Origin of the sequence: Proteus mirabilis HI4320 (assembly GCF_000069965.1) — a bacterium.
GTDB lineage: Bacteria > Pseudomonadota > Gammaproteobacteria > Enterobacterales > Enterobacteriaceae > Proteus > Proteus mirabilis.
Genome location: NC_010554.1, coordinates 1541379 through 1567405, shown reverse-complemented (window position 1 = coordinate 1567405; position 26027 = coordinate 1541379). Strand labels below are relative to the sequence as shown.

The window sequence follows — 26027 nt, the reverse complement described above, 5'->3', positions numbered from 1 at the left end:
GTCAATAACTTATTAGTTATTACTTTTGGAAATTAACTTAGGCAAAATAAGCGCATTTCGCAAAGTTTTTATTACACTTATATATAACACCTCGTTATAAGCCTTTTGAATTAATTATGGTTGAGGAATAATTCATCGCAACAAACGACGAATAAAATACTACTTTGGTAGTAATATGTTGACTATTAAGTTGTATTGGCTGAATTGATTAAGCTGTATTTGATATTCATCAATATCTCTTATGAGTAGCCTCGTATTTTAACCTTAGATACCTTTAGATCTGAGGCAAAAATGAGCAAGAAAACACTCGCAATCATCGGTAACGGCATGGTTGGACACCGTTATATAGAAGAATTGATTGATAAGGGCGGCAATGAAACGTTCAATATTATCGTCTTTTGTGAAGAACCTCGTATTGCATATGATAGAGTCCATCTCTCTTCCTATTTTTCTCATCACACCGCTGAAGAGCTCTCGTTAGTTAAACCCGGTTATTACGAGAAACATCATATTGAAGTATTAGTGGGTGAGCGTGTGATCACCATTAATCGTGAAGAAAAAGTGGTGCACACCAATACCGGGCGTTGTGTTAGCTACGACAAATTGATCATGGCAACAGGCTCCTACCCATGGGTTCCTCCTATTAATGGAAACAACTCACCAGATTGTTTTGTTTACCGAACTATCGAAGATTTAAATGCGATTGAAGCTTGTGCTCGTTTAAGCCGTAAAGGGGCGGTTATTGGCGGCGGGCTGTTAGGTTTAGAAGCCGCTGGTGCGCTAAAAAGTTTAGGTATTGAAACCCATGTGATTGAATTTGCGCCAACGCTAATGGCAGAACAGCTTGATAGCATGGGAGGAGAGCAACTCAAACGTAAAATAGAGCGCATGGGGGTTAAAGTACACACAGCGAAAAACACCCAAGCGATCTTATCGACAGGGGAAAATGCGCGTAAAACATTACAGTTTGCCGATGGCTCCTCACTTGAGGTTGATTTTGTCGTATTTTCAACCGGTATACGTCCGAAAGATAAATTAGCACGCCAATGTTCTCTCGATATAGCACCACGAGGGGGAATTGTGATTAATGACTATTGCCAAACCTCAGATGCAGATATTTATGCCATTGGGGAGTGTGCTTCTTGGCATAACCAAACATTTGGGTTAGTTGCCCCAGGTTATAAAATGGCTCAGGTAGCCGTTGATCATCTATTAGGTCAACAGACAGCATTCCAAGGGGCGGATTTAAGTGCAAAATTAAAACTACTCGGGGTTGATGTAGGGGGAATTGGTGATGCTCATGGTCGCCAAGCAGGTTGTCGTAGCTATATTTATCTTGATGAAGGTAAAGAGATTTATAAACGCCTGATAGTGAGTGAAGACAATAAATACCTATTAGGTGCGGTATTGGTTGGGGACACGGAAGATTATGGCAATCTGTTACAGTTAGCATTAAATACAATTGAATTACCAGAACATCCTGACACATTAATCTTACCTGCTCATGCTGGAAGTAAACCGGCAATCGGGGTTGATTCATTACCTGAAACGGCACAAATTTGCTCCTGTTTTGATGTAAGCAAAGGCGACATTATTCAAGCTATTGAACGAGGTTGTCATACGGTTGCGGCGATTAAAGCAGAAACAAAAGCGGGAACGGGGTGTGGGGGATGTATTCCGCTTATCACTCAAGTATTAAATGCGGAACTCACAAAACAAGGCATTGAAGTTAACCATCACCTTTGTGAACACTTTCACTATTCTCGCCAAGAGCTTTATCATCTTATTCGTGTTGAAGGGCTGAAAAGCTTTGATGAACTATTGAAAAAACATGGTCAAGGCTATGGCTGTGAAATTTGTAAACCGACCGTCGGCTCTCTGCTGGCTTCGTGTTGGAACGACTATATCTTGCGTGATGACTTAGTTGCGTTACAAGATACGAATGATAACTTCCTCGCCAATCTGCAAAAAGATGGCACTTACTCTATTATTCCACGCTCCCCCGGCGGTGAAATTACGCCAGCGGGTATTATTGCGATTGGACAAATTGCGCAAGAATACAATTTATACACCAAAATCACAGGCTCTCAACGTATGGCGATGTTTGGTGCACAGAAGCAAGATTTACCGGCGATTTGGCAGAAATTAATTGCCGCGGGTTTTGAAACAGGCCATGCCTATGCCAAAGCGATCCGTATGGTAAAAACTTGTGTAGGAAACAGTTGGTGTCGTTTTGGGGTTGGCGATAGTGTTGGATTAGGTGTCTTTTTAGAACATCGTTATAAAGGGATCCGCACGCCGCATAAAATGAAATTTGGGGTATCTGGTTGTACCCGTGAATGCTCCGAAGCTCAGGGGAAAGATGTAGGGATTATTGCCACAGAAAAAGGCTGGAATCTCTATTTTGGTGGTAATGGGGGCATGAAACCACGTCATGGCGATCTATTCGCGGCGGATTTAGATGAAGAAACGCTGATCCATTATATTGACCGCTTTATGATGTTCTATATCCGTATTGCAGACAAATTACAACGAACCTCCGTTTGGTTAGAAAGCCTAGAAGGGGGCGTTGAATATTTACGTGAGGTCATTATTCACGACAAGTTAGGCTTAAATGCACAGTTAGAAAAAGAGCTTAAAGTTTTACAAGAGCGCGTAGCCTGTGAGTGGCAAGAAACCCTTGATTCACCACAAGCATTGAAACGTTTTGTGCACTTTATTAACAATCCGATGCCCGATCCTAATATACAGATGGTAAAAGAGCGTGCTCAGCATCGTCCTGCCCGCGTGCATGAACGTATTGATATCAAAATGGTAACAGAGGAGACGCAATCATGAGTCAATGGATAGCGGTTTGCCAATTAGATGACATCACTGTGGGGACTGGCGTTTGTGCGCTGGTGGAGCAAGATCAGGTGGCTATTTTCCGTCCATACCAAGATGAACGGCTCTACGCATTAAGTAATATTGATCCCTTCGCGCAAGCGAGTGTTTTATCACGGGGATTAATTGCAGAGCATGACAATGAGTTATATATCGTCAGTCCACTGAAAAAGCAGCATTTTCGCTTAACAGATGGTTATTGCCTTGAAGATGAGAACTATTCAATTACTCATTATGAAGTCAAAGTCGAAGGCAATACCGTCAGTGTGCGTTCGCGTCATTGATAAAACCAATAAATAGGGGACCCAGATGGATTATTTTCCAATATTCTGTCAGCTCAACAATAAACCTTGTTTATTAGTAGGTGGCGGTGAAGTGGCAGAGCGTAAGGCACGTTTACTGATGGAAGCGGGAGCGGTTATATCCGTCGTTGCACCGACATTCACACCACAATTTATGCAGTGGCAAAACGAGCAACGATTACAGTGTTTCACGGCTGAATTTAGTGTTGCTGATTTAGCTGACAAATGGCTAGTCATTGCGGCCACAGATAATGAGCAAGTGAATCAACTCGTCTATCAGCAGGCCACAGAACAACGCATTTTTTGTAACGTGGTTGACTCGCCCAAGCAAGCTAGCTTTATTATGCCCTCAGTGATTGACCGTTCCCCTATTATGGTTGCAATTTCTTCGGGAGGAAAAGCCCCAGTACTTGCACGTATCTTACGTGAAAAAATGGAACAGTGGTTGCCCAACTCGCTAGGCGCTTTAGCGCAGTTAGCAGGGAAATTACGTGAGCAAGTTAAACAACGTTTTGCCACCATGGGTGCTAGACGCTATTTTTGGGAGCGTTTTTTTGCAGATAAAGCGCTACAAGCGGAAATTGATGCAGGTAGAGATAACGGTATTCAACAACGTATCAGCACATTGCTAGCGGAAAATAACCAACCCCAAGGGAGTGTGGTGTTGGTGGGAGCAGGCCCTGGAGATGCTGGATTAATGACTATTAAAGGGCTGCAACAATGTCAGCAAGCCGATGTCGTGGTTTATGATAGATTAGTCTCTGATGAGGTTATGCATTTAGTGCGCAGAGATGCTGAACGTATTTATGTTGGTAAACGAGCTGGTTTTCATTGTGTTCCTCAAGAGGAGATTAACCAAATTCTTATTAATCACGCTAAGGCAGGGAAAAGGGTAGTGAGGTTAAAAGGGGGTGATCCTTTTATTTTTGGTCGAGGAAGTGAAGAGTTAGAAGCTTTAATTGAGCATCAAATACCTTTTTCTGTGGTGCCTGGCATTACCGCGGCATCAGGCTGTACCACTTATGCCGGTATTCCGTTAACACATCGGGATTATGCACAAAGTGTGCGTTTTATTACTGGGCATGGAAAAGGGCTGAACGACGCACAATGGCAATGTATCGCACAAGATAACCAAACTTTGGTTTTTTATATGGGGCTAAGTAAAGCCGATTACATTCAGCAAATGTTACTTAATCAGCATATGCGTGCCACTATGCCAGTGGCAATAGTAGAAAAAGGTACACTGGCGACACAAAAAGTGGTTGTTGGTCAATTACAGCAACTAACTGAAATGGCAAGCTCAATGAAAAGTCCTGCATTAATTATTGTTGGTGAAGTCGTCAGTTTAAATCAAAAGCTACAATGGTTTGGTACGACTTTAGCCAATTAAAGCAAAAATTTTGAAGAAGTAGGCTAACGCTCAGAATATCCTTTATGGTTCATAACAACGATAAAGGATATTTTTTTGCTAATTCATCGGGATATAAATGAAAATAGTACTGATTTTAATTGTATTTCAAAAAATATATTAATTTTTAAAAACAAATAATAAAAATGTTTTTTTATTAATCTACCGTTATTTTTAGATTAGCCAGTTTCTGTCATTTAAAGACAGATTTGTTATTGTTTATAATCAAGTTGTGTGAAAAAAAACTTACACCGAACACATCATAAAGTTCTGTATCCTCGCTAAAAACCCATCTGATTATATTAATTTTGTGAGCTATGTAGGTTTTCTATCTATAAAAGTTGCGCGGTGTTAATTAAATGTTTATTTGTTGTTGTAGATAGCGTGATGAGAATTTTCTTTTTTCATAAGATAGAAGTCTACTGGGCTTAGTAAAGTTTAAGTGATAATAACACCGCACTAATTGACAAAATTCACTATAAGTGTAAAAAAGAAGAATATTGTTATTAATTTTATCTAACAATTATCTCAACATATTAAATAGCATGAAATATCTGAATATTATTTAAAAATAATTTATATGTAAATTGAGTAACCCCGCTATAGATGATTATTTATTAGGAGAGGTACCCATGAAAAAGAAAGTTATGTTAAAAATGATGTTTCCTGTCAGCATTATATCACTTGCGCTGACCTCTTTTCTTTCTCATGCGGTAATACCTCCAGAAGGTACTCTTCTTGCGAAACAACAAGATATTGTTATTAATAATGGCACTGAAGTTTCCTCCCTTGATCCACATAAAGTGGAAGGGGTACCAGAAAGTAATATTATTTTAAATTTATTAGAAGGGCTCACTTATATGGGGCCTAATGGCGAAAGTATGCCGGGGGTTGCCGCTAAATGGGAGAGCTCAGAAGACAATAAAATATGGACTTTCTATTTACGCGATGATGCGAAATGGAGTGATGGTACACCGGTTACTGCAGATGATTTTGTTTATAGTTGGCGTCGATTAACGGATCCCCAAACTGGCTCGCCTTATGCCAGTTATCTTGAATATGCCTATGTGGAAAATGTTGCAGATATTCTGACAGGCAAGAAATCCCCAGAGAGTCTAGGGGTAAAAGCAATTGATCCACATACTTTGCAAGTTACGCTCACACAACCGGTTCCCTATCTGGTGGATATGCTAAACCACACCTCATTAAAACCAGTTAAAAAAGAGATTGTTGAAAAATATGGTGTCAATTGGACTCGCCCGGAAAACTTTGTCGGTAATGGGGCGTATTTAATTGATAATTGGGTGGTTAATGAAAAAATCACTTTAAAACGTAATCCACTTTATTGGGATAACAAAAACACCATTATTGAACGAGCGACTTTTTTACCTATTAGTTCAGAAACCAGTGATATTAATCGCTACCGTAGCGGTGAAGTTCAAATCACCAATAGCGCTATTCCTCCTACGCTTTATCGAAAGATGAAACAAGAGCAACCAGAGAATCTACATGTTACGCCTTACCTATGTACTTTCTTTTATGAGCTTAATAATAAACGTCCACCTTTTGATGATCCCCGTGTGCGTGAAGCGGTAAAATTAAGTTTAGATAGAGAAATTATCGCGGAAAAGATCATGGGGCAAGGGCAAATACCGGCTTATTCTTTTACTCCACCTTTTATTAATAATGGCAAGTTTAAACCCCCTAAATGGGCAGGTTGGACGCAACAACAGCGTCATGAAAGAGCGCGTGAATTATTAAAAGAAGCCGGTTATGACAGCCAAAACCCATTATCTTTTACATTGTTGTACAACACATCCGATCAGAATAAGCAACAAGCTATTGCTGCCGCTTCTATGTGGAAAAAGAATATTGGTGCTAATGTCACTTTACAAAATCAAGAGTGGAAAACGACGTTAGAAAATCGTAACCAAGGTAATTACCAAGTAGCAAGGGCAACATGGTGTGCCGATTACAATGAACCAACATCATTTTTAAACTCTTTCCTCTCCACTAGCAGTCTAAATACTATTTTATATGAAAATAGTGATTATGATGCCGCATTAAAGAATGCATTACTGGCCACTGATAATGAAGCGCGTCACCAACTGTATCAACGTGCTGAAGCCTTGTTAGACAAGGACTCCGCTATTGTACCAGTCTATTATCGTGTGAGTGTCAGAATGGTCAGTCCTAAAGTGGGCGGATTTACCGGTAAAGACCCCTTTGATTATACGGACTTAAAGCGCTATTTTATAAAGGCAGATAAATAAAACTGGTAAGTTATAACGCATCTATAGCTATATCTGATTTTAATTAGCAAAAGCAATTTAAAAAAGTACAGCATAAAAAGTACTACACAAAATATAACGGCACAAAAATGATAAAGACATCATGCAGTTAAGCATAGATAGTCAATCCGCAACAATATTTTATTTTTTGTAAAACAATAAGTTGTGTAAAACGTTCCAAAAACACAGCGAAGCATCACAGGAAGGCCGAACAATGGCCGACTCACTAACTGGGAGTATTTGATAAGATGATAAATGTAACTAAAAAAAGTGCGCTAGCGATCGCCATTGGTACTATCTTTGGTTTTACGGCGCTCAATGCTACTGCGGCTGTTGTGCCTGATGGGGTAAAACTGGCTGATAAACAAGAGTTAGTGCGTAATAATGGCTCTGAGCCACAATCACTTGATCCTCATAAAATTGAGGGTGTACCTGAATCTGCATTGGCACGAGATCTATTTGAAGGGATCACGATTGTAGGGCCTGATGGTGAAATTCTACCGGGCTCTGCGACTAGCTGGGAAAATAAAGATTTTACTGTTTGGACGTTCAAAATTCGTGAAGACGCGAAATGGTCAAACGGTGACCCTGTAACAGCGCAAGACTTTGTTTATAGCTGGCAACGTTTAGCAGATCCGAATACAGCATCACCTTATGAAAGTTATCTACAATATGCCCATATTGTTAATATTGACGATATTATCGCCGGTAAGAAAAAACCGACGGAACTAGGTGTTAAAGCGCTTGATAATAATACCTTAGAAATCACATTATCAGAGGCCGTACCTTATTTACCTAAATTGCTAGCTCACTCCTCGATGTCGCCAGTGAATCAAAAAGTGATTGAAAAATTTGGTGAAAAGTGGACGCAACCTGCGAACTTTGTCGGCAATGGTGCTTATGTACTGAAAAATTGGACGGTAAACGAACGTATTGAATTAGAGCGTAGTCCAACCTATTGGGACAATAAAAATACGGTTATCAATAAAGTCACTTTTTTACCTATCTCATCAGAAGTCACCGATGTAAACCGCTATCGTGCGGGTGAAATCGATATGACTTATAGCAATCTGCCGATTGAATTTTTCCAAAAATTGAAAAAAGAGATCCCAGATGAATTACGTATCAGTCCATACTTATGTACTTATTATTATGAAATTAATAATGAGAAAGCTCCCTTTGACGATCCACGAGTACGTGAAGCACTAAAACTATCTATGGATAGAGATATCATCACCTATAAAGTGAAAAACCAAGGTGATATCCCTGCTTACGGATTTACACCGCCTTTCACCGATGGCATTAAAGAGAGTAAACCAGAGTGGTTCGCTTCTTGGACCCAAGAGCAACGTAATGAAAAGGCGCGCCAATTATTAGAAGAGGCGGGTTATAACAAAGCCAATCCATTAAAATTCAAGTTACTGTATAACACCTCTGATCTACATAAAAAAGTCGCGATTGCGGCCTCTTCTATTTGGAAGAAAAACTTAGGTGCTGAGGTTTCTCTTGAAAACCAAGAGTGGAAAACGTTCTTAGATACACGTCACCAAGGTAATTATGATGTTGCACGTGCAGGATGGTGTGCAGATTATAACGAACCTTCTTCATTCCTTAACATGATGCTGTCTTACAGCAGTAATAATACCGTTCACTATAAAAACAAACAATTTGATGCGTATATGAAAGAATCTTTACGCGTGAAATCGGATGATGAACGTGCAGAAATTTATCAAAAAGCAGAAGGTGTATTAGATAAAGATTCTGCCATTGTTCCACTTTACTACTACGTAAACACCCGTTTGGTTAAACCTTATGTCGGTGGTTATTCTGGTAAAGATCCACTGGATAATTTACATACTAAAGACTTGTATATTATTGCTAAATAATCGGGCGAGACCTTGCTTAAGTTAAGCGAGGTCTTTTTATCACCACGCCTGAATAGGTTTGTGTTATAGGAACGGGCAATGCTCAAATTTATTTTTCGTCGCTTTTTGGAAGCGATCCCGACACTTTTTATTCTAATAACGATTTCGTTCTTTATGATGCGCTTAGCGCCGGGTAGCCCTTTTACTGGGGAAAGGAAATTACCCCCTGAAGTTATGGCCAACATCGAAGCGAAATATCATTTAAACGATCCCATTTACAAACAATACTTCGATTATTTAATTCAATTATCGAAAGGGGATTTAGGGCCTTCTTTTAAATATAAAGACTACAGTGTTAACACTTTAGTCGGTAAAGCATTCCCTGTTTCTGCAAAATTAGGGCTATCGGCCTTTGTATTAGCGGTTATTTTTGGTGTGGGGGCAGGCGTGATAGCCGCACTGAATCAAAATACCAAATGGGATTATACCGTCATGACATTTGCCATGACGGGGGTTGTGATACCGAGCTTTGTGGTGGCGCCACTATTAGTGCTTATCTTTGCGATTACCTTACGTTGGTTACCGGCGGGAGGTTGGAATGGTGGGCAAATTCAGTACATGTTACTGCCGATGGTTGCATTATCGCTCTCCTACATTGCAAGTATTTCGCGTATCACACGTAGTTCTATGATTGAAGTTTTACACTCAAACTTTATCAGAACGGCCAAAGCTAAAGGCTTACCAATGAAACGCATAGTGCTACGTCATGCGTTAAAACCAGCATTACTGCCAGTGATCTCTTATATGGGGCCGGCATTTGTGGGGATTATTACAGGCTCTATGGTCATTGAAACCATTTTTGGATTACCGGGTATTGGTCAACTTTTCGTTAATGGTGCATTAAATCGAGACTACTCATTGGTATTGAGTTTAACCATTATTGTGGGTGGTTTAACCATTTTATTTAATGCCATTGTTGATATTTTATACGCCGTAATCGATCCGAAAATTCGTTATTAATAGAGACTGGAGCACGTTATGTTATCGATGAAAGAAAATAGCGAAGCTCTGGGGAATTTCTCGGAGCAGCTAGATGTTGAAGGTCGTAGTTTATGGCAAGATGCCCGTCGTCGTTTTATGCACAATAAAGCGGCGATCACCAGCCTAGTACTACTATTTTGTATTTTACTTTTTGTCATTTTCGCCCCCATGTTATCGCCTTTTGTTTATGACGATACGGATTGGGAAATGATGTCAATGCCACCTGATTTTGCCTCAGCGCACTATTTTGGCACTGACTCATCAGGACGTGACTTATTAGTTCGTGTAGCAATTGGTGGACGTATTTCACTGATGGTAGGTATTGCAGCGGCATTTGTCGCGGTGATTGTTGGCACCCTCTATGGCGCGATGGCAGGTTATATCGGTGGGCGCGTTGACTCAGTGATGATGCGTTTACTGGAGATATTAAACTCCTTCCCATTTATGTTCTTTGTTATCTTACTGGTGACCTTTTTTGGGCAAAATATCTTACTGATCTTTGTTGCCATCGGCATGGTATCTTGGCTCGATATGGCTCGTATCGTACGGGGACAAACACTTAGTTTAAAACGTAAAGAGTTTATTGAAGCGGCGTTAGTCTGTGGTGTGTCATCACGTAATATCGTCCTTAAACACATCGTGCCTAATGTATTAGGTGTTGTTGTGGTATACGCTTCATTACTGGTTCCTAGCATGATCTTATTTGAATCATTTTTAAGTTTCTTAGGATTAGGCACACAAGAGCCATTAAGTAGTTGGGGAGCACTACTGAGTGATGGTGCAAATTCAATGGAAGTTTCTCCTTGGTTATTACTTTTCCCAGCTGCATTTTTAGTTGTCACCTTGTTTTGCTTTAACTTTATCGGTGATGGTTTACGTGACGCGTTAGATCCGAAAGATCGTTAAGGAGAACATGATGACAAATTCAACAAATAAGCCATTGTTAAGTGTAAAAGATCTCTGTGTCACCTTTGGTACTCCAGATGGGGATGTAACCGCAGTAAATAAGCTCAACTTTGAGCTATCTGCAGGGGAAACCTTAGGAATTGTCGGTGAATCTGGCTCTGGGAAATCGCAAACGGCGTTCGCCTTAATGGGATTATTAGCTAAAAACGGTCGTACTGCTGGAAGTGCTCATTTTAATGGTCGTGAAATTTTAAACTTACGCCAAAGTCAATTAAACAAAATGCGTGCTGAAGAAATATCCATGATATTTCAAGATCCGATGACCTCACTTAACCCCTATATGAAAGTCGGCACTCAGTTAATAGAAGTGCTTATGCTTCATAAGGGTATGAGTAAAAATGATGCATATGCGGAATCTGTTCGCATGCTTGATGCAGTAAAAATGCCCGAAGCCCATAAACGTATGGGCATGTATCCCCATGAGTTCTCTGGTGGGATGCGCCAACGGGTAATGATAGCGATGGCACTATTATGTAAGCCAAAACTATTAATTGCTGATGAGCCAACAACGGCACTGGATGTGACTGTTCAGGCACAAATCATGACACTGCTAAACGAGCTAAAAAAAGAGCTTAATACAGCCATTATCATGATCACCCATGACCTCGGTGTGGTTGCGGGTATTTGCGACAAAGTACTGGTAATGTATGCTGGGCGAACCATGGAATATGGTAATGCGCGAGATATTTTCTACCAACCATCACACCCATATTCTATTGGATTGCTGCAAGCAGTACCTCGTTTAGATGGTGAAGATGAACGTTTGGCGACCATTCCGGGTAATCCTCCTAACTTATTGCGTTTACCTAAAGGTTGCCCATTCCAGCCTCGTTGCCAATATGCAACAGAGCAGTGTTTGAATAGTGAACCTCAATTAACACAATTTGCTCAGGGAAGATTACGAGCCTGTTTTAAAGCGGCGGAGGAGTTAGTATGAGCCAAGCCACCTTACAAGATAGAAAAGTGATCCTCGAAGTCAACGATCTAAAAGTTTATTTCGATGTACAAGATAATAAGCAGTGGTTCTGGCAACCTAAAAAAAGCCTCAAAGCCGTTGATGGTGTTACCTTACGTTTATACGAAGGTGAAACCTTAGGTGTAGTAGGGGAATCAGGTTGTGGTAAATCAACTTTTGCGCGTGCCATTATCGGCTTAGTTAAAGCATCGGGTGGTACAGTCACTTGGTTAGGCCATGACTTATTAGGCATGGGCAATAAACAGTGGCGCGATGTTCGTCAAGATATTCAGATGATATTCCAAGATCCACTTGCCTCCTTAAACCCAAGAATGACGATTGGCGATATTATTGCTGAACCACTAAAAACCTATCATCCGAAAATGAAACAGGCTGAAGTGGTTGAAAAAGTCAAAGCGATGATGATGCGAGTGGGGTTATTACCAAACTTAATTAATCGCTATCCTCATGAGTTTTCTGGTGGACAGTGTCAACGGATTGGTATTGCTCGCGCACTGATCTTAGAGCCAAAACTGGTTATCTGTGACGAACCTGTATCGGCTCTGGATGTTTCTATTCAAGCTCAGGTAGTCAATCTACTGAAAGATATCCAAAAAGAGATGGGATTATCGCTCATCTTTATTGCGCATGATCTTGCGGTAGTGAAACACATCTCAGATCGTGTCTTAGTGATGTATTTAGGTCATGCGGTGGAATTGGGGACTTATGATGAAGTTTATCATCACCCATTACACCCTTATACCAAAGCATTGATGTCAGCGGTGCCTATTCCTGATCCGGATAAAGAGCGTAACAAGCATATTGATTTGTTAGAAGGAGAGCTTCCTTCACCAATTAATCCACCATCAGGCTGTATTTTCCGTACACGTTGTCCGATGGCTGATGAAGAATGTGCTAAAACGCGCCCCTTATTAGAGGGAAGTTTCCGCCATGCGGTATCTTGTTTAAAAGTCGATCCGCTTTAATAAATAATAAAATTATATTAATAGAAAAAAGGGTCTGAATTTATTCAGGCCCTTTTTCTTTATATATAAAGCATATGGCTCAAAAATTTAATATTCAAATAAACTTATTTGTAATAGATTTTTTCTAAAAATTTATTTTCTATTTGATATTATCATTTTTTTAAATATGAAAAGTGTTGATAATGATGAAAATCATTTATTATCAATGAATTATGTTGTTTTTATCAGTTTATGATTTTAATATCAAAAGTTTTTATAGTTATAAAAATATTATTTTTTAATAAGATAAAATAATGGTTAAAAAAACTTATCTAATTACAAATATCAGTACCAAAAAAAATAAATAAATATTAATTTATATCAAGTAAAAATTTTTAGGATGAGATATAAAGGTATAATCATTAATAAAGTTTATTATTGTAACTTTGTTAAAATAACATTTGAAACAAAAAGTATAAGTTTTGTACTAACCCTTGGTTTTACAGTAAGCAAAAACAATAAAAAATATTTCTATTAAAAATTAATAAAAATTTAATATGTTTTCATTAATAGATTATTATGTCTTATTTGTGTCTATTTTCTCGTAATTTTAGAATTAATCACTGTCTTAAAACGACTATTCAAATCAGATAATCAATTAACTCCCTGATACAAATAAAATGAGTATATTTACCTACTCTTATTTAGTGTTTTATTATGAGGTTTTTAATTCGTTAGAAATTTTTGAATAATTGATTTTATTAATCTCATAAAGTAAATTAAATGCAAATACAGTTGAGGAAGTGAATTTTGGAAATAAATAATTTCTCATTGAATTTTGAATATATTTCAGAAAGAAAAATATTTTGTCATTCGATTGGATATGAACTTTTTCTTTTAAGGCAACGTAATTCTATGACGGGGGCTGAGTTAGGAAAATTATTGAATATCTCTCAACAACAAATTTCTCGTTATGAACGAGGAATAAATAAAATACCTATTGATATACTTTTTCACATACTAAATATATTTGATATTTCAATAAGTGATTTCTTTGAAAAGGTTTCCAAAAGAGTTATCACATTAAAATATAAAATAAAATATGATTCTGATAATAATATTCCATTCTTTGAGAATATTATTTAAATGTAAGATAAATAATATTATTGGTGGCAAGTATATTAAGTATATCAATGAATTAATAGGGATTTTATTTAAAATTAAAACCCTATTTATTTAATGTTTATTAAATTACCCTTATTAAGGCAGTTAACACTTTATCATATAATTAGTATATGGATTCAAATATTGTTATCTAATATAGATTTACTATTTTAATTTATAAGTGAAGTTGTTGTGTATATTTACCTGTAATGTAAAAGGAAAAGTCAATGCTTAAAAAAAAGATGTTAGTTAAAGCTCTATTTACAGTATCTGTTTTATCACTGAGCGGTGTTGCTTCTGCAGCGACTATTGTTAATGGTGGTAAAATTAATTTTACTGGAGAAATTGTTAATGCTGCATGTGTTGTTAGTACAAAATCAATAGATCAAACTGTTAATATTGGACAATATCGTACCGCACAATTTGATAGTGTAGGGAAAACAGTTGGTAATACTGATTTTTATATCAATTTAGAAGCTTGTGATACGACTGTCGCACAAAATGCCTCAGTTTCATTTTCAGGTGTAAGTGATTCAAATGATAAAACAGTATTAGCTGTAAGCAATATTACAACAGGTGGTGCGGGTGCTGCGACGGGCGTTGGTATTGAAATTACAGACCATACAGGAAAAGTGTTACCACCAGACGGCTCTGTTTTTTCTACAGCAAAACAGTTAATTGATGGATCAAATACACTTAACTTTGTTGCACGTTATAAATCTACATTAGATACCGTTACCCCTGGTCATGCTGATGCTGATGTAACTTTCAAAATGCAATATGAATAAATAAATTGGATTAATTTAAAGTATGACCTGATAAAGGTCATACTTTTATATCGAGGGAAATATGAAATATAGTTTAATATATTCTATTGTCCTATTTTTTACTCTTTCATTTACAGCCTATTCTAATGACAGGGAAAATATTTCTTTAGACGATGGTATTGTGACTTTTAAAGGGGGAATTGTAGAGCCTGCTTGTACAGTATCTTCTGAAAGTGAATATCAAATTGTTGATCTTGGTGTTATTAGTAGTAACCAATTTCATGGAGTAGGAAGTCACTCTATAAAAATCCCATTTTTTATTAAATTAATGGGATGTAATAAAAGTATTACGGATAAAGTCAGTATAATTATTATAGGTGATGTAAACAATAATGATAAACGATTATTTAGCATCACCGATCAACAAAATTCAGCTTCAGGATTAGGTGTTGCATTATTTAATGATGAAGGTGAAATAATTATTCCTAATAAATTCAATAAGTATAAATTTATTGAAGAGAATGAATTAAAACTAAAATTTAAAGCAAGTTATCTGGCAACGAAAGAAAACGTTATCGGTGGAAAAGCTGACAGCGTAGTTTGGTTTGTTTTCAATTATCAATAAATAAACCTATCATTTGAGGTTAATATGCATTTAATATCTAAACACTTTATTGCGTTATTTTTTCTCTTCAGTTTTTCATCGCTATCATATGCGGGAGGTGTTGCATTAGCTGCAACACGCATAGTCTATCCTATGGATGCAAAACAGACGTCAATTACTCTTAATAATACAGATAAAAGATTACGCTTTTTAGTGCAATCATGGATTGATGATAGCCAAGATCAAAAAAGTAATGAATTTATTGTTACACCACCACTGTTTGTCAGCAAACCAGAAAGTGAAAACAAGCTAAGAATAATTTATGCTGGTAAGGCATTACCAAATGATAGAGAAAGTTTGTTCTGGTTAAATACAAAAGCAATCCCTGAAATTGAGCGAGAAGAAATAAAAGATAAAAATATATTACAGCTAGCAGTATTATCTAGAATAAAAATTTTTATTAGACCTCAAGGATTAAATTTTAACATAGAGGATGTACCTAATAGTCTTGAGTTTAAAAAATCACAAGGAAACATAATAGTAAATAATCCTTCACCTTATTATGCGACATTAATTAATTTAGAAGCTGATAATGAACAGCTAAATAGTATTATGGTTCCTCCTATGGGAACAGTAATGATTAAAGTCAGCAAGCCTAACTATAGTCAAATATCTTATCAAACTATTAATGATTATGGTGCTAGTACACCCAAAGTAACGAAACAGATTGGTAAGTAATGCTATAACATTCATTAATGATAAGGCTTTATTATGCTAAAATCTAAAACTATATGTTTTAATTTATATATCTTTTTAGGTACATGCTTTTCTGGTGTGGTGTATGCGGATAGTTTTTTTAATCCTAACTTAATTTCAAATATTGATAATGAAGTAGCAGATTTATCTCGATTTGATAAAGGTGAAGGCCAACCTGAAGGAATGTATTCAGTAGAAATTTATGTAAACGATGAATATGTTGAAACAAAAAATTTAATATTTTATGAAAGCGATGCATCATCCGATGATACAGGTTTATTACCTTGTATAGATAATAAAACTTTGACAAATTTTGGAATAACTTTAACTGAAAATAGCAAAAAGAAATCAGAAGAGGTAGAAAGTAAAGATAGTGCTTGTGAGAATATTTTAGATAAAATAGAAAACTCAAGTGTTAAATTCGATTTTGAAGGACAAAAATTATTTTTAAGTATTCCACAAATAATGTTTAAAAATAATGTTCGTGGCTTTATCCCACCTGAAAAATGGGATAATGGGATTAATGCGTTTTTACTAAATTATAATTTCACAGGAAGAAATAGTAAGAACTTTAAGGATAACGTTGATAATAATAATTATTTTTTAAACTTAAATCCTGGTATTAATCTTGGTTCATGGCGATTTAGAAATGAAAGTTCATGGAACTATGCCAGTGGTGAAAGTAAGCAAAATAAATGGAGGAATATAAGAACATATGTACAAAAACCTATTATTCCATTACGTGCTGAATTAACCCTTGGTGACTCTTTTTCTAATGGAACCATTTTTGATAGTCTTGGTTTTAGAGGGATTAAGCTAGAATCTGATGATAATATGTTGCCTGATAGCATGAGAGGATTTGCACCTACGATAAAGGGTATTGCGAATAGCAATGCTATTGTTACAGTCAAGCAGAATGGTTTTGTTATTTATCAAATTTCTGTACCTCCAGGTGCATTTGAAATAAAAGATCTCTATGCCACATCAAGTAGCGGTAATTTAGATGTCACAATCAAAGAGAATAACGGTAAAATTACACAATTTGTTGTACCTTATTCAAATGTGCCTATTTTACAACGTGAAGGACGCTTAAAATACGAATTGATTGGAGGGGAATTTCGTAGCGGAGCAGATTATCAAGATAAACCTAATTTTGGTCAATTAAGTTTAGTATATGGCTTACCTTATAATATGACGTTATATGGAGGAAGCCAATTTTCAAATAATTATCAAGCCTATGCGATTGGTTTAGGTGGTAATCTAGGCACCTTTGGGGCGATATCAGCAGATGTAATACAGGCGAATAGTATATTGCCAAACGATGAGCATAAAAAAGGGCAGTCATTCCGATTACTTTATGCTAAATCGATTAATAGCACAGGCACTAACTTTCAAATAATGGGGTATCGATATTCAACGCAAGGCTACTATACCCTAAATGAAGTTAGTTATAAAAAAATGGCAGGGCGTGAAATAGTAACAGATAATGGAATAATAAGAGATGAGGATAACTTATCTAACTACTATAATTTAAATTATTCTAAAAAAGGGAGGTTTCAACTTAATATAAATCAGCAAATTACCAATAATAGTTCTTTGTATATTTTAGGCTCTTACCAAAACTATTGGCGCACAACTGAAACTGAACAGTTATGGCAACTGGGTTATAATGCTAATATTGATAGGATAAATTATAGTCTTAGTTTATCGAAATTAAAATCACCGGGTATGCGTGGTGATAATAAAAATGTAGCTTTTAATATATCAATTCCTCTTAATGATGTATTTAACCAACAAACTGTAAGTGACTTACATTCAAGTAGAAATAGTATGTATGCTGTTTACTCAATGAATAGAAGCGATGACAATGTTTGGGTCAATCAAGTGGGACTAACAGGAACTCTCCTTGAAGACAATAATTTAAATTATAATATTCAACAAGGATATACGCATAATGGTTCTGGTTATTCAGGAATGGTTTATGCTAATTATAAAGGTAAATATGCTAATATAGGTAGCGGATATAATTATAGTAATGATTGGCATGAGTTTAATTATAGTTTAAATGGTGGTATTGTTGCTCATGCAGGAGGTATTACTTTAACTCAACCTTTAGGGGATACCAATATTCTTATTAAAGCAAATGATGCTAATAATATTAAAGTAGAAAATGCAAATGGTATATTAACTGATAATAATGGTTATGCTGTCTTACCGTTTGCTTCAACATATAAAAATAATCGAGTTTCATTAGATGTTAATTCATTAGAAGAAAATATTGAATTAGAAAATACGATTATTAATGTAGTTCCTACTAAAGGGGCATTGGTTGAAGCTAATTTTAAAACGAATATTGGCTATCGAGCAATGGTTACATTAAGCAAAAAAGATGGCGCTATTATACCTTTCGGTGCGATGGTTGTTGATGAAGAGCGTTCCGTAAGTGGTATTGTTGGCGATAATGGGAATGTTTTTATCTCTGGTTTAGCACCTGTTGGTAGGCTAAAAGCAAAATGGGGAAAAATGGCTGATCAACAATGTATATTTGATTACCAAATTAATGAGAAGTCATCAAAAGAAAAAGGTATCTATTTTATTTCTTCCACATGCCAATATTAAAAACAAGCATATTTACGGATTTTATTATGATTAGAATAGTATTGTTTACAATAATAGCCATTATTTCAAATAATGCAGTCGCTGTGAGCTGTGTCAGTGGTTGTAATGCGAATGAATATTCCACGCTTAGTGGACAACTATCAAAGACGGAAAATAAAGTCGGTGTTACTAAAGATGCTTCTGATATTACTTTGTCCAATCGAATTACATTAAGATGGAATGCGGGACAAGCGCAAACATGGGCGACATATTCCAATGGTAATATTCCTAGTGCAAATACCAGCAATAATGACTGGATTTATTCTAAGATAGATGACTATATTTCTGTTGCGTTAAGAATGACTAATAATTGTAGAACAATTTATGTCCCTTATAATGTACCTACGCTAAGCTCTACTTGTGGTTCCCGTACTTATACTGAAAACGAAGAAAGCGTCGTTTCTGTAAGAAAGTATCAAACCAGAATAAAAATTGACAAGGCTATTATTTCTGGTACCTATGTAAAAAATATTTTTGTAGGCGAATTTGGTTTTTGCCAACCACAGAATTGTGCGACTAAACAAACTATCATTACAAAGCTATTTTTAAATCTTTCAATGACAGTTCCACAATCTTGCGTTATTAATTCAGGGCAAGTGTTGAATATTGATTTTGACAATATTCCTGCATCAAGTTTTAAAGTAGCAGGGAAAAAAGCCGAAGGAGTTAATACGGTTTCTAGAAACTTAAGTATTCAATGTGACAATATAGATGCCAGTGCTGATTTAACAATGCGATTACAAGCAGATTCAGTTCAAGGTAATGCTATTGTTTCTAATAATAAAAGTGTTGGCTTTGTGGTTGCTAATTCAAGTGGATCTGAATTAACACCTAATGATTTATCAAGTTTTATTCCTTTCAGACTCAACCAAAATGCTGATGCTAATGTCACGATTAATGTTTATCCCGTAAGTATTGATGGAAAAACACCAACTGAAGGCGCTGTCACATCAAGTGGCTTTCTAAGAGTTGATTTCCCTTAATTTTAATAGGCTAATATCATGAATGAGTTATTACATACTAGAAAAATAATGCGCTTTCTATTATGGGGAATGCTACTTTTTAGCGGATATACAGTATTTTTTACTAAAGATGCAACAGCAGAATTAGCTAATACAAATATTGTTATAAAAGCGAACATTGTGGCAAATACTTGTAGAGTCAGCCCTGATTCGCTAAATAAATTTGTTGACTTAGGGGTTTGGGGAACAAAAGATTTTCAGCAAAAAAATACAACAGAGCCAGTAAAGTTTACACTTAACTTAACTGATTGCAGTATTGTTACTAGCGGTGTAAAAGTAATGTTTAGTGGTGATACTGACAGTAAGGATAGTACCTTGTTTAAGTTGGCAGAAAAAAATGCGGCTCAAAATATAGGTATTGCTATTTTAGATAAAAATCAGAATAAAATATTACCGGGAAAAAGTAGTATGATTTACCCTGTAGAGACAACTAATAATATTTCTCTCGATTTTTATGCGCAATATATCGCAACTAATAAGGACGTAGTTGGGGGAAGTGCAAATGGTGAAGTATTATTTTCTTTAGAATATCTGTAAATAACAAGGGAACTGTGTCGTTCCCTTTTAAATACATTTATAACTATTGGTTGTAGAGGATTATATCCATCCTTTAGTTCTAAACTCTTTTAACGTCGCGACAAAATAACTCATCTCCTCAGGGGTTCCTAAGGTCAAACGGCTCCAACCTAATGCGGGAGGAAACTCACGTCCTACCATAATATTTGCCGCTTTCATTCTCTCTTGATAAGTTTTCACATCACCTTTGACTTTATGAAAAATAAAGTTGGCGTGAGAAGGTGCATACTCGATATTTAAGGCGTTTAAAGTATCAACCACCATTTGTCGTGATACATCAATTGACTTGCGACTATATGCCACAAAAGCGTGATCTTTTAACGAGGCTAATGCGCTAACAGCACCGGCAGTATTGGTATTATCAATAGAAACGAAACTATCTACTTCACTAATTACCTCAGGGACTGCCACACCATAGCCTACCCTTAATCCAGCTAATGCATAAATTTTTGAAAATGTACGGGTAACAATCAAGTTTTTATAACCTTGAGCAACTAATGCTATCGCACTGGTAAATTCAGGTGTTGTCACAAATTCAGCGTAAGCTTCATCAATAATAAAAAAGACATTTTCTTTTGCTGAGGTGATCCAATTTGTTAATGCCGCTGTTGGTGTCAGCATTGCGGTTGGGTTATTAGGATTGCACAGATATACCATGCTAATACCATCAAATGCTTGTGCTTTTTTCTGCATGGCGGTTAAATCAAAAGCCAATGTGTTATCAACCGGCACTTTTACGATATTGACACCTAAAGGTTCAGCATAAAGTTCGGCATAATTAAACGTTGGATCAGGCACAATTAGTTGTGCCGCTTTACCTGCTTTTTGCGCTTTATTAGCCACATATTGTACGGCTGCTTGTATGGTTTCAGAGGAGCCATTACCTAGAGTGATGTGTTTGTCTGATAGCTTAAATTCTTCACCTAATGCACTGATAAGTGCGCTTCGCGCATCATCTGGATAGCGAAAAGCATGGGGAAGTGCATCAATAATCGCCTGTTTGGCATTGGATGACATGCCTAGCGAGTTTTCATTAAAGTTTAACAGTAAAGGATTTTCTGCATTAAATAGCTGTTTAGGGTTTGAAGTTTCTGCGGCATAGGCAGCGCTAACAAACGAACTTAATGAAAGTCCCCCGATCACTAAGCTTGATGATGTTAAAAATGAACGACGATTCATGTGATGTTTCCCAAGTAAATTATTCTACATTTTTATTGTTTATGTAGATTACTAAAAAAACACAATAAGTAAATAAATATGTTTTAATTTTGATTATTTATTCACTGTTAGGTCAGTTTTTAGGAATTAGCTTAAGCATGTCAATATGAAATAAAGTCAGAAAATAGCGATGTATTGCATGAGGTGTGTGATGCAGGCTAATAAAAAAGGGAACCGATAAAACGGGTTCCCTTGAGAGATAAGATAGCTCAGTCGCTAATTAATTTGATTCTGGAAATGTTAATGTTGCACCGGGCGCTTCACGACTTAAGTGAATAAAGTTTAAGTGTTTTTCATATTGGTCGAGAATATCACTGATCACTTGCTCCTTGGTGTAGTCCATTAAATCGTTACCCTGTGAACCTTCCCATAAATAGGTTTCTAGCCGGTAATAATGGGATTTTCCTCGACGAGCACGATAAGTAAATGCAGGTACTGAATATTTTTGTGGCCATATTTGATAAATAAAATGCTGCTCTTGGCCTAAATCAACCACTAATTCTAAATGGTTTAAACGAGGCTCTTCTTCCAGCGGGTAAAGATTAAACGAGACATTTGCACCACGTAATGACAGCTCATTAGCCACATCTTGCATCGCTGGGGTACAAACTAAATCTAACATCCGTTGGGTATAGGTAGTACCTGGGAAATTCATCACTCGACCTAGACGCTGTTTCCAGTTCATGGTGGTGTTACCATAAAGAGGTGCTGGCGCATTGGTGTTTAATGAACTGACGCGTCTAAAATCTTCTACTTTTAATGACTTATATAGTCCTGCCATAATAAAGAAAATAACAAAGCTAAAAGGTAATCCCATAATAACCGTGGTATTTTGCAAAGCAGAAACCCCGTCTGCCATTAACATACCTAATGTTAATAGACCAATAGCGATAGACCAGAATATGCGCAGCCAATTTGGGGCATCATTATTTATATCACTCAGTTGAGAAGTGAAATTACCTAAAACTAATGAACCGGAGTCTGCCGAGGTTACATAGAAAAGTAATCCTGTAATAGTCGCTACGGAAGCAGTTAAACCAAATCCCGGATAGAGTTCAAGTAAAGAATAAAAGCCTTTTTCTGGTGAGGCTAATACTGTTTCAGCAAAGGTTTGATTACCGTGGATCACTTCATAAAGTGCACTATTACCAAAGATAGACAACCATAATAGCGTGAATACAAAAGGGATGATCAAGGTGCCTATAACGAATTGACGGATAGTTCTCCCCCTTGAGATACGTGCTAAAAATAAGCCCACAAAAGGTGACCAAGCAACCCACCAAGCCCAGAAGAAAAGTGTCCAGCTATTCATCCAATCCGTCGGTCTATCAAAAGCAAAGCTATTTAGTGTCATTCCTAAGAATCGATTTACATAATCACCGACATTAAGTACTAACGCATTTAATAAAAATTCAGTATCACCAGCAAATAGGATAAATAAAATTAACCCTAAAGCGAGTAATACATTTAATTCTGAAAGAATACGTATGCCTTTATTGACGCCTGATGTGGCTGAGATCACCGCCATAATTACGGAAAGTAGAATTAAACCACCTTGTACACCTAACCCTTGCGGTAAATCGAAGAGAACTTTCAACCCATAATTAAGTTGTACTACGCCAATACCTAAGGTGGTGGCAATACCAAAAATAGTACCCAATACGGCAGCAATATCGACCGTATGACCGATGGGGCCATAAATACGATTACCAAAGATAGGATAAAGTGCAGAGCGGATGGTCAAGGGTAAATTATAACGATAACTAAAATACCCGAGTGCAATACCAATCAGTGCATACATAGACCAGCCCGTCAGGCCATAGTGGAATAATGTCCACACCATCGACTGACGGGCTGCTTCTATTGTTTCACCTTCGCCAGTAGGCGGTAGCATATATTGGGTAATAGGCTCAGCGACTGAGAAAAACATTAAGTCAATCCCGATCCCCGCGGCAAACAACATAGCAGACCAGCTTAATACACTAAATTCAGGCTTTGATTGTTCTGGGCCTAATTTAATATTACCAAAGCGAGATGTGGCAACGAAAATAACGAAAACAATGTACAAAGTTGCCGCTAATAAATAGTACCAACCAAAGGTTTTTGATACCCAACCTAGTGTTTTAATGATCCACGCATTGGCGGTATCTGTCATTAAAATAGTGAAAAAAGAGAACGCTAAAATCAGCGTTGCGGAAGCGAAAAAAACAACAGAATTGAGCTTGTCTTTCTGTGGTTTTTTTGAGCTATTAAGAGTTGTCATCAGAAATTCCAAAAATTTATTCATCTAAAAGTTAAAAGTTGCATTCTTTGCTAATCAATTGATTTATATGCAAAGATTCAAATTTTCACGATCTGCTCCTTATGTCATTTGTGAATTAATTGTGATAAACAATAGTTAATATTGATTGAATGTTCAATTAAAAAAACGTTTAATAAAAGTGTTCAATGTATTTTTTAGGTCTTGAAAACATGCCGAAGATAGGGATGCAGTCGATACGTAAACAGCAATTAATTCAGGCGACATTAGCGGTGATTAATGAGGTCGGAATGCAAGATGCCAGCATTGCATTAATTGCACGAAAGGCCGGGGTATCTAATGGCATTATAAGCCACTACTTCCGTGATAAAAATGGTTTATTGGAAGCGGCAATGCGCCATATCCAATATCAGTTAGGTTTTGCCGTCGCAATGCGATTACGTATTTTAAGCGATGCTGAGCCTAAATTGCGTATTCAAGCCATTGTCGATGGTAACTTTGATACGTCACAAACCAGTGAAACCGCAATGAAAACTTGGCTGGCTTTTTGGGCAAGTAGCATGCATCAGCCTAATTTGCATCGTTTACAAAAGGTTAATGATAGACGTTTGTACTCTAATCTCTGTTATGAATTTGGACGTGCGTTAACAAAAGATAAAGCACGCTTAGCCGCCAAAGGCTTGGCCGCTTTAATCGATGGTTTATGGCTACGTAGTGCCCTTAGCGAGGAGCCATTTTCGTTAGCAGAAGCAAAAAAAATTACTGATGAGTATATCGATATGCAACTTAATCTTTGCCAGGATAAACAGACTTAACTTACTCACTATAAAGGAGAAAATATGCAAAACCCACCGTTACACAAGCTTTATATTCATGGTGGATATGTTGATTGCGCACAACCTGAATGTGAACAATTTGCCGCAATTAATCCTGCTACAGGTGAGGTGATTGCACATTTACAATCAGCCTGTGAAGAAGATATTAATTGGGCGGTAGAAAGTGCAAAGCAAGGACAAAAAATATGGGCTGCCATGCCTGCGATGGCGCGCTCCCGTATTCTTCGACGTGCCGTGGATATTTTACGTGAACGTAATGATGAGTTAGCGCATTTAGAAACGTTAGACACCGGTAAACCCCTGTCTGAAACACGTTATGTCGATATTGTCACCGGTGCTGATGTATTGGAATACTATGCGGGTCTTATTCCTGCCCTAGAAGGGGAGCAGATCCCACTACGTGACAGCGCTTTTGTTTACACCCGTCGTGAGCCATTAGGTGTTGTTGCCGGCATTGGTGCATGGAATTATCCAATTCAAATTGCGTTATGGAAATCAGCACCTGCATTAGCAGCAGGTAATGCGATGATTTTTAAACCGAGTGAAATGACATCATTAACGGCATTAAAATTGGCTGAAATATATACTGAAGCGGGTTTGCCTCAAGGGGTATTTAATGTGGTCACGGGTGATGCCACTGTAGGGCAATGGCTAACGCAGCACCCTGATATCGCTAAGGTCTCATTTACGGGGGGGATCGATACTGGGAAAAAAGTGATGGCGAGCGCTTCTTCATCAAGCTTAAAAGATGTCACTATGGAGCTAGGTGGTAAGTCACCGTTAATTATTTTTGATGATGCCGATCTTGATACCGCAGCCGATATCGCCATGATGGCTAATTTCTATAGTTCAGGACAAGTATGTACCAATGGAACACGCGTATTTGTGCCAGAAAAGTTAAAACAAGCTTTTGAAGCTAAAATCATTGAGCGTGTCTCTCGTATTCGCGTTGGTTCACCACTGGAAATGGATACCAACTTTGGACCATTAGTCAGCTTCCCTCATCTTGAAAAAGTTTTAAGCTATATCGAGTTAGGTAAAGCTCAAGGTGCAAAACTACTTTGTGGTGGTGAACGTTTATTCGCTGGTGCATTGGCGAAAGGGGCTTATGTGGCGCCAACGGTATTTACCGATTGTACTGATGATATGAAAATCACGCAGGACGAAATCTTCGGCCCTGTAATGAGCATTTTAAGTTATCAAACAGAAGATGAAGTTATTTTACGCGCCAATAATAGTGTCTATGGATTAGCCGCAGGCTTGGTGACTCGAGATCTGACAACGGCACATCGCGTTATACATCAATTAGAAGCCGGAATTTGCTGGATCAATACTTGGGGTGAATCTGCAGCAGAAATGCCTGTTGGTGGTTATAAACATTCCGGTGTTGGCCGTGAAAATGGGCTTGTCACACTACAAAATTACACTCAAATCAAATCTATTCAAGTTGAACTTGGGGAGTTTTCATCCGTTTTTTAATCCATTCTATT

The 26027-nt window shown here is 37.2% G+C and carries 20 protein-coding genes; 18 read left to right on the top strand and 2 right to left on the bottom strand.

Features of this window, described 5'->3' with window-relative positions:
• Nucleotides 1-291: 291 nt before the first annotated feature.
• The 16 genes from nirB (at nucleotide 292) to PMI_RS07085 (ending at nucleotide 20184) form a co-directional block, all read left to right on the top strand.
• Entirely contained in the window at nucleotides 292-2838 is a 2547-nt protein-coding gene (gene nirB, locus PMI_RS07160) for a nitrite reductase large subunit NirB (RefSeq protein ID WP_012368010.1), read from the top strand.
• Nucleotides 2835-3167, top strand: a complete 333-nt coding sequence (nirD, locus tag PMI_RS07155) for a nitrite reductase small subunit NirD (RefSeq protein WP_012368009.1) — start codon at nucleotides 2835-2837, stop codon at nucleotides 3165-3167. The genes nirB and nirD overlap by 4 nt, the downstream gene beginning before the upstream one ends.
• A 25-nt stretch (nucleotides 3168-3192) precedes the next feature.
• A complete protein-coding gene (cysG, locus tag PMI_RS07150) occupies nucleotides 3193-4575 on the top strand; it encodes a siroheme synthase CysG (RefSeq protein ID WP_012368008.1) in 1383 nt (460 codons plus the stop codon).
• 650 nt (nucleotides 4576-5225) lie between these two features.
• Nucleotides 5226-6866 (top strand): ABC transporter substrate-binding protein, encoded by a 1641-nt coding sequence (locus tag PMI_RS07145; RefSeq protein ID WP_012368007.1) that lies wholly within the window; start codon nucleotides 5226-5228, stop codon nucleotides 6864-6866.
• A 266-nt stretch (nucleotides 6867-7132) separates the two neighbouring features.
• Complete coding sequence (gene oppA / locus PMI_RS07140) at nucleotides 7133-8770, top strand: oligopeptide ABC transporter substrate-binding protein OppA (protein ID WP_004248215.1); 1638 nt, start codon at nucleotides 7133-7135, stop codon at nucleotides 8768-8770.
• A gap of 78 nt (nucleotides 8771-8848) precedes the next feature.
• On the top strand, nucleotides 8849-9769 hold the full coding sequence (gene oppB / locus PMI_RS07135; RefSeq protein WP_004243230.1) for an oligopeptide ABC transporter permease OppB: 921 nt from the start codon (nucleotides 8849-8851) through the stop codon (nucleotides 9767-9769).
• 18 nt (nucleotides 9770-9787) lie between these two features.
• Nucleotides 9788-10696, top strand: coding sequence for an oligopeptide ABC transporter permease OppC (gene oppC / locus PMI_RS07130; RefSeq protein ID WP_004243229.1), 909 nt, complete (start codon nucleotides 9788-9790; stop codon nucleotides 10694-10696).
• A 7-nt stretch (nucleotides 10697-10703) separates the two neighbouring features.
• Complete coding sequence (locus tag PMI_RS07125; protein ID WP_004243228.1) at nucleotides 10704-11693, top strand: ABC transporter ATP-binding protein; 990 nt, start codon at nucleotides 10704-10706, stop codon at nucleotides 11691-11693.
• Nucleotides 11690-12697 (top strand): murein tripeptide/oligopeptide ABC transporter ATP binding protein OppF, encoded by a 1008-nt coding sequence (gene oppF / locus PMI_RS07120; RefSeq protein ID WP_012368006.1) that lies wholly within the window; start codon nucleotides 11690-11692, stop codon nucleotides 12695-12697. The genes PMI_RS07125 and oppF overlap by 4 nt, the downstream gene beginning before the upstream one ends.
• Before the next feature lie 789 nt (nucleotides 12698-13486).
• Nucleotides 13487-13822, top strand: coding sequence for a helix-turn-helix domain-containing protein (locus tag PMI_RS07115; RefSeq protein ID WP_012368005.1), 336 nt, complete (start codon nucleotides 13487-13489; stop codon nucleotides 13820-13822).
• Nucleotides 13823-14067: 245 nt separating this feature from the next.
• Nucleotides 14068-14628, top strand: a complete 561-nt coding sequence (gene fimA / locus PMI_RS07110) for a type 1 fimbrial major subunit FimA (RefSeq protein WP_004243225.1) — start codon at nucleotides 14068-14070, stop codon at nucleotides 14626-14628.
• 61 nt (nucleotides 14629-14689) lie between these two features.
• Nucleotides 14690-15232, top strand: a complete 543-nt coding sequence (locus tag PMI_RS07105) for a fimbrial protein (RefSeq protein WP_004243224.1) — start codon at nucleotides 14690-14692, stop codon at nucleotides 15230-15232.
• Between the two features lie 24 nt (nucleotides 15233-15256).
• Nucleotides 15257-15949 carry a fimbria/pilus periplasmic chaperone gene (locus PMI_RS07100; RefSeq protein ID WP_004243223.1) on the top strand — a complete coding sequence of 231 codons (693 nt, stop codon included), beginning with the start codon at nucleotides 15257-15259 and terminating at the stop codon, nucleotides 15947-15949.
• Between the two features lie 33 nt (nucleotides 15950-15982).
• The gene (locus PMI_RS07095) at nucleotides 15983-18586 is read left to right on the top strand and encodes a fimbria/pilus outer membrane usher protein (protein ID WP_012368004.1); all 2604 of its coding nucleotides are present in this window, start codon (nucleotides 15983-15985) and stop codon (nucleotides 18584-18586) included.
• A gap of 26 nt (nucleotides 18587-18612) precedes the next feature.
• Nucleotides 18613-19608: a fimbrial protein gene (locus PMI_RS07090; RefSeq protein ID WP_004250941.1), complete on the top strand. Its 996-nt coding sequence runs from the start codon at nucleotides 18613-18615 to the stop codon at nucleotides 19606-19608.
• Between the two features lie 18 nt (nucleotides 19609-19626).
• The gene (locus tag PMI_RS07085) at nucleotides 19627-20184 is read left to right on the top strand and encodes a fimbrial protein (protein WP_004248209.1); all 558 of its coding nucleotides are present in this window, start codon (nucleotides 19627-19629) and stop codon (nucleotides 20182-20184) included.
• Nucleotides 20185-20244: 60 nt separating this feature from the next.
• On the opposite strand, the gene PMI_RS07080 is transcribed toward PMI_RS07085, so the two are convergent.
• Both PMI_RS07080 and PMI_RS07075 read right to left on the bottom strand, forming a co-directional pair.
• Nucleotides 20245-21402: a pyridoxal phosphate-dependent aminotransferase gene (locus PMI_RS07080; protein WP_012368002.1), complete on the bottom strand. Its 1158-nt coding sequence runs from the start codon at nucleotides 21400-21402 to the stop codon at nucleotides 20245-20247.
• A 259-nt stretch (nucleotides 21403-21661) separates the two neighbouring features.
• The gene (locus PMI_RS07075; protein ID WP_004248207.1) at nucleotides 21662-23704 is read right to left on the bottom strand and encodes a choline transporter; all 2043 of its coding nucleotides are present in this window, start codon (nucleotides 23702-23704) and stop codon (nucleotides 21662-21664) included.
• Between the two features lie 209 nt (nucleotides 23705-23913).
• Between PMI_RS07075 and betI the strand changes: the two genes are divergently transcribed.
• Nucleotides 23914-24516, top strand: coding sequence for a transcriptional regulator BetI (gene betI / locus PMI_RS07070; protein WP_004248206.1), 603 nt, complete (start codon nucleotides 23914-23916; stop codon nucleotides 24514-24516).
• A 24-nt stretch (nucleotides 24517-24540) separates the two neighbouring features.
• Nucleotides 24541-26016, top strand: a complete 1476-nt coding sequence (gene betB / locus PMI_RS07065; RefSeq protein ID WP_004243216.1) for a betaine-aldehyde dehydrogenase — start codon at nucleotides 24541-24543, stop codon at nucleotides 26014-26016.
• Nucleotides 26017-26027: the final 11 nt, after the last annotated feature.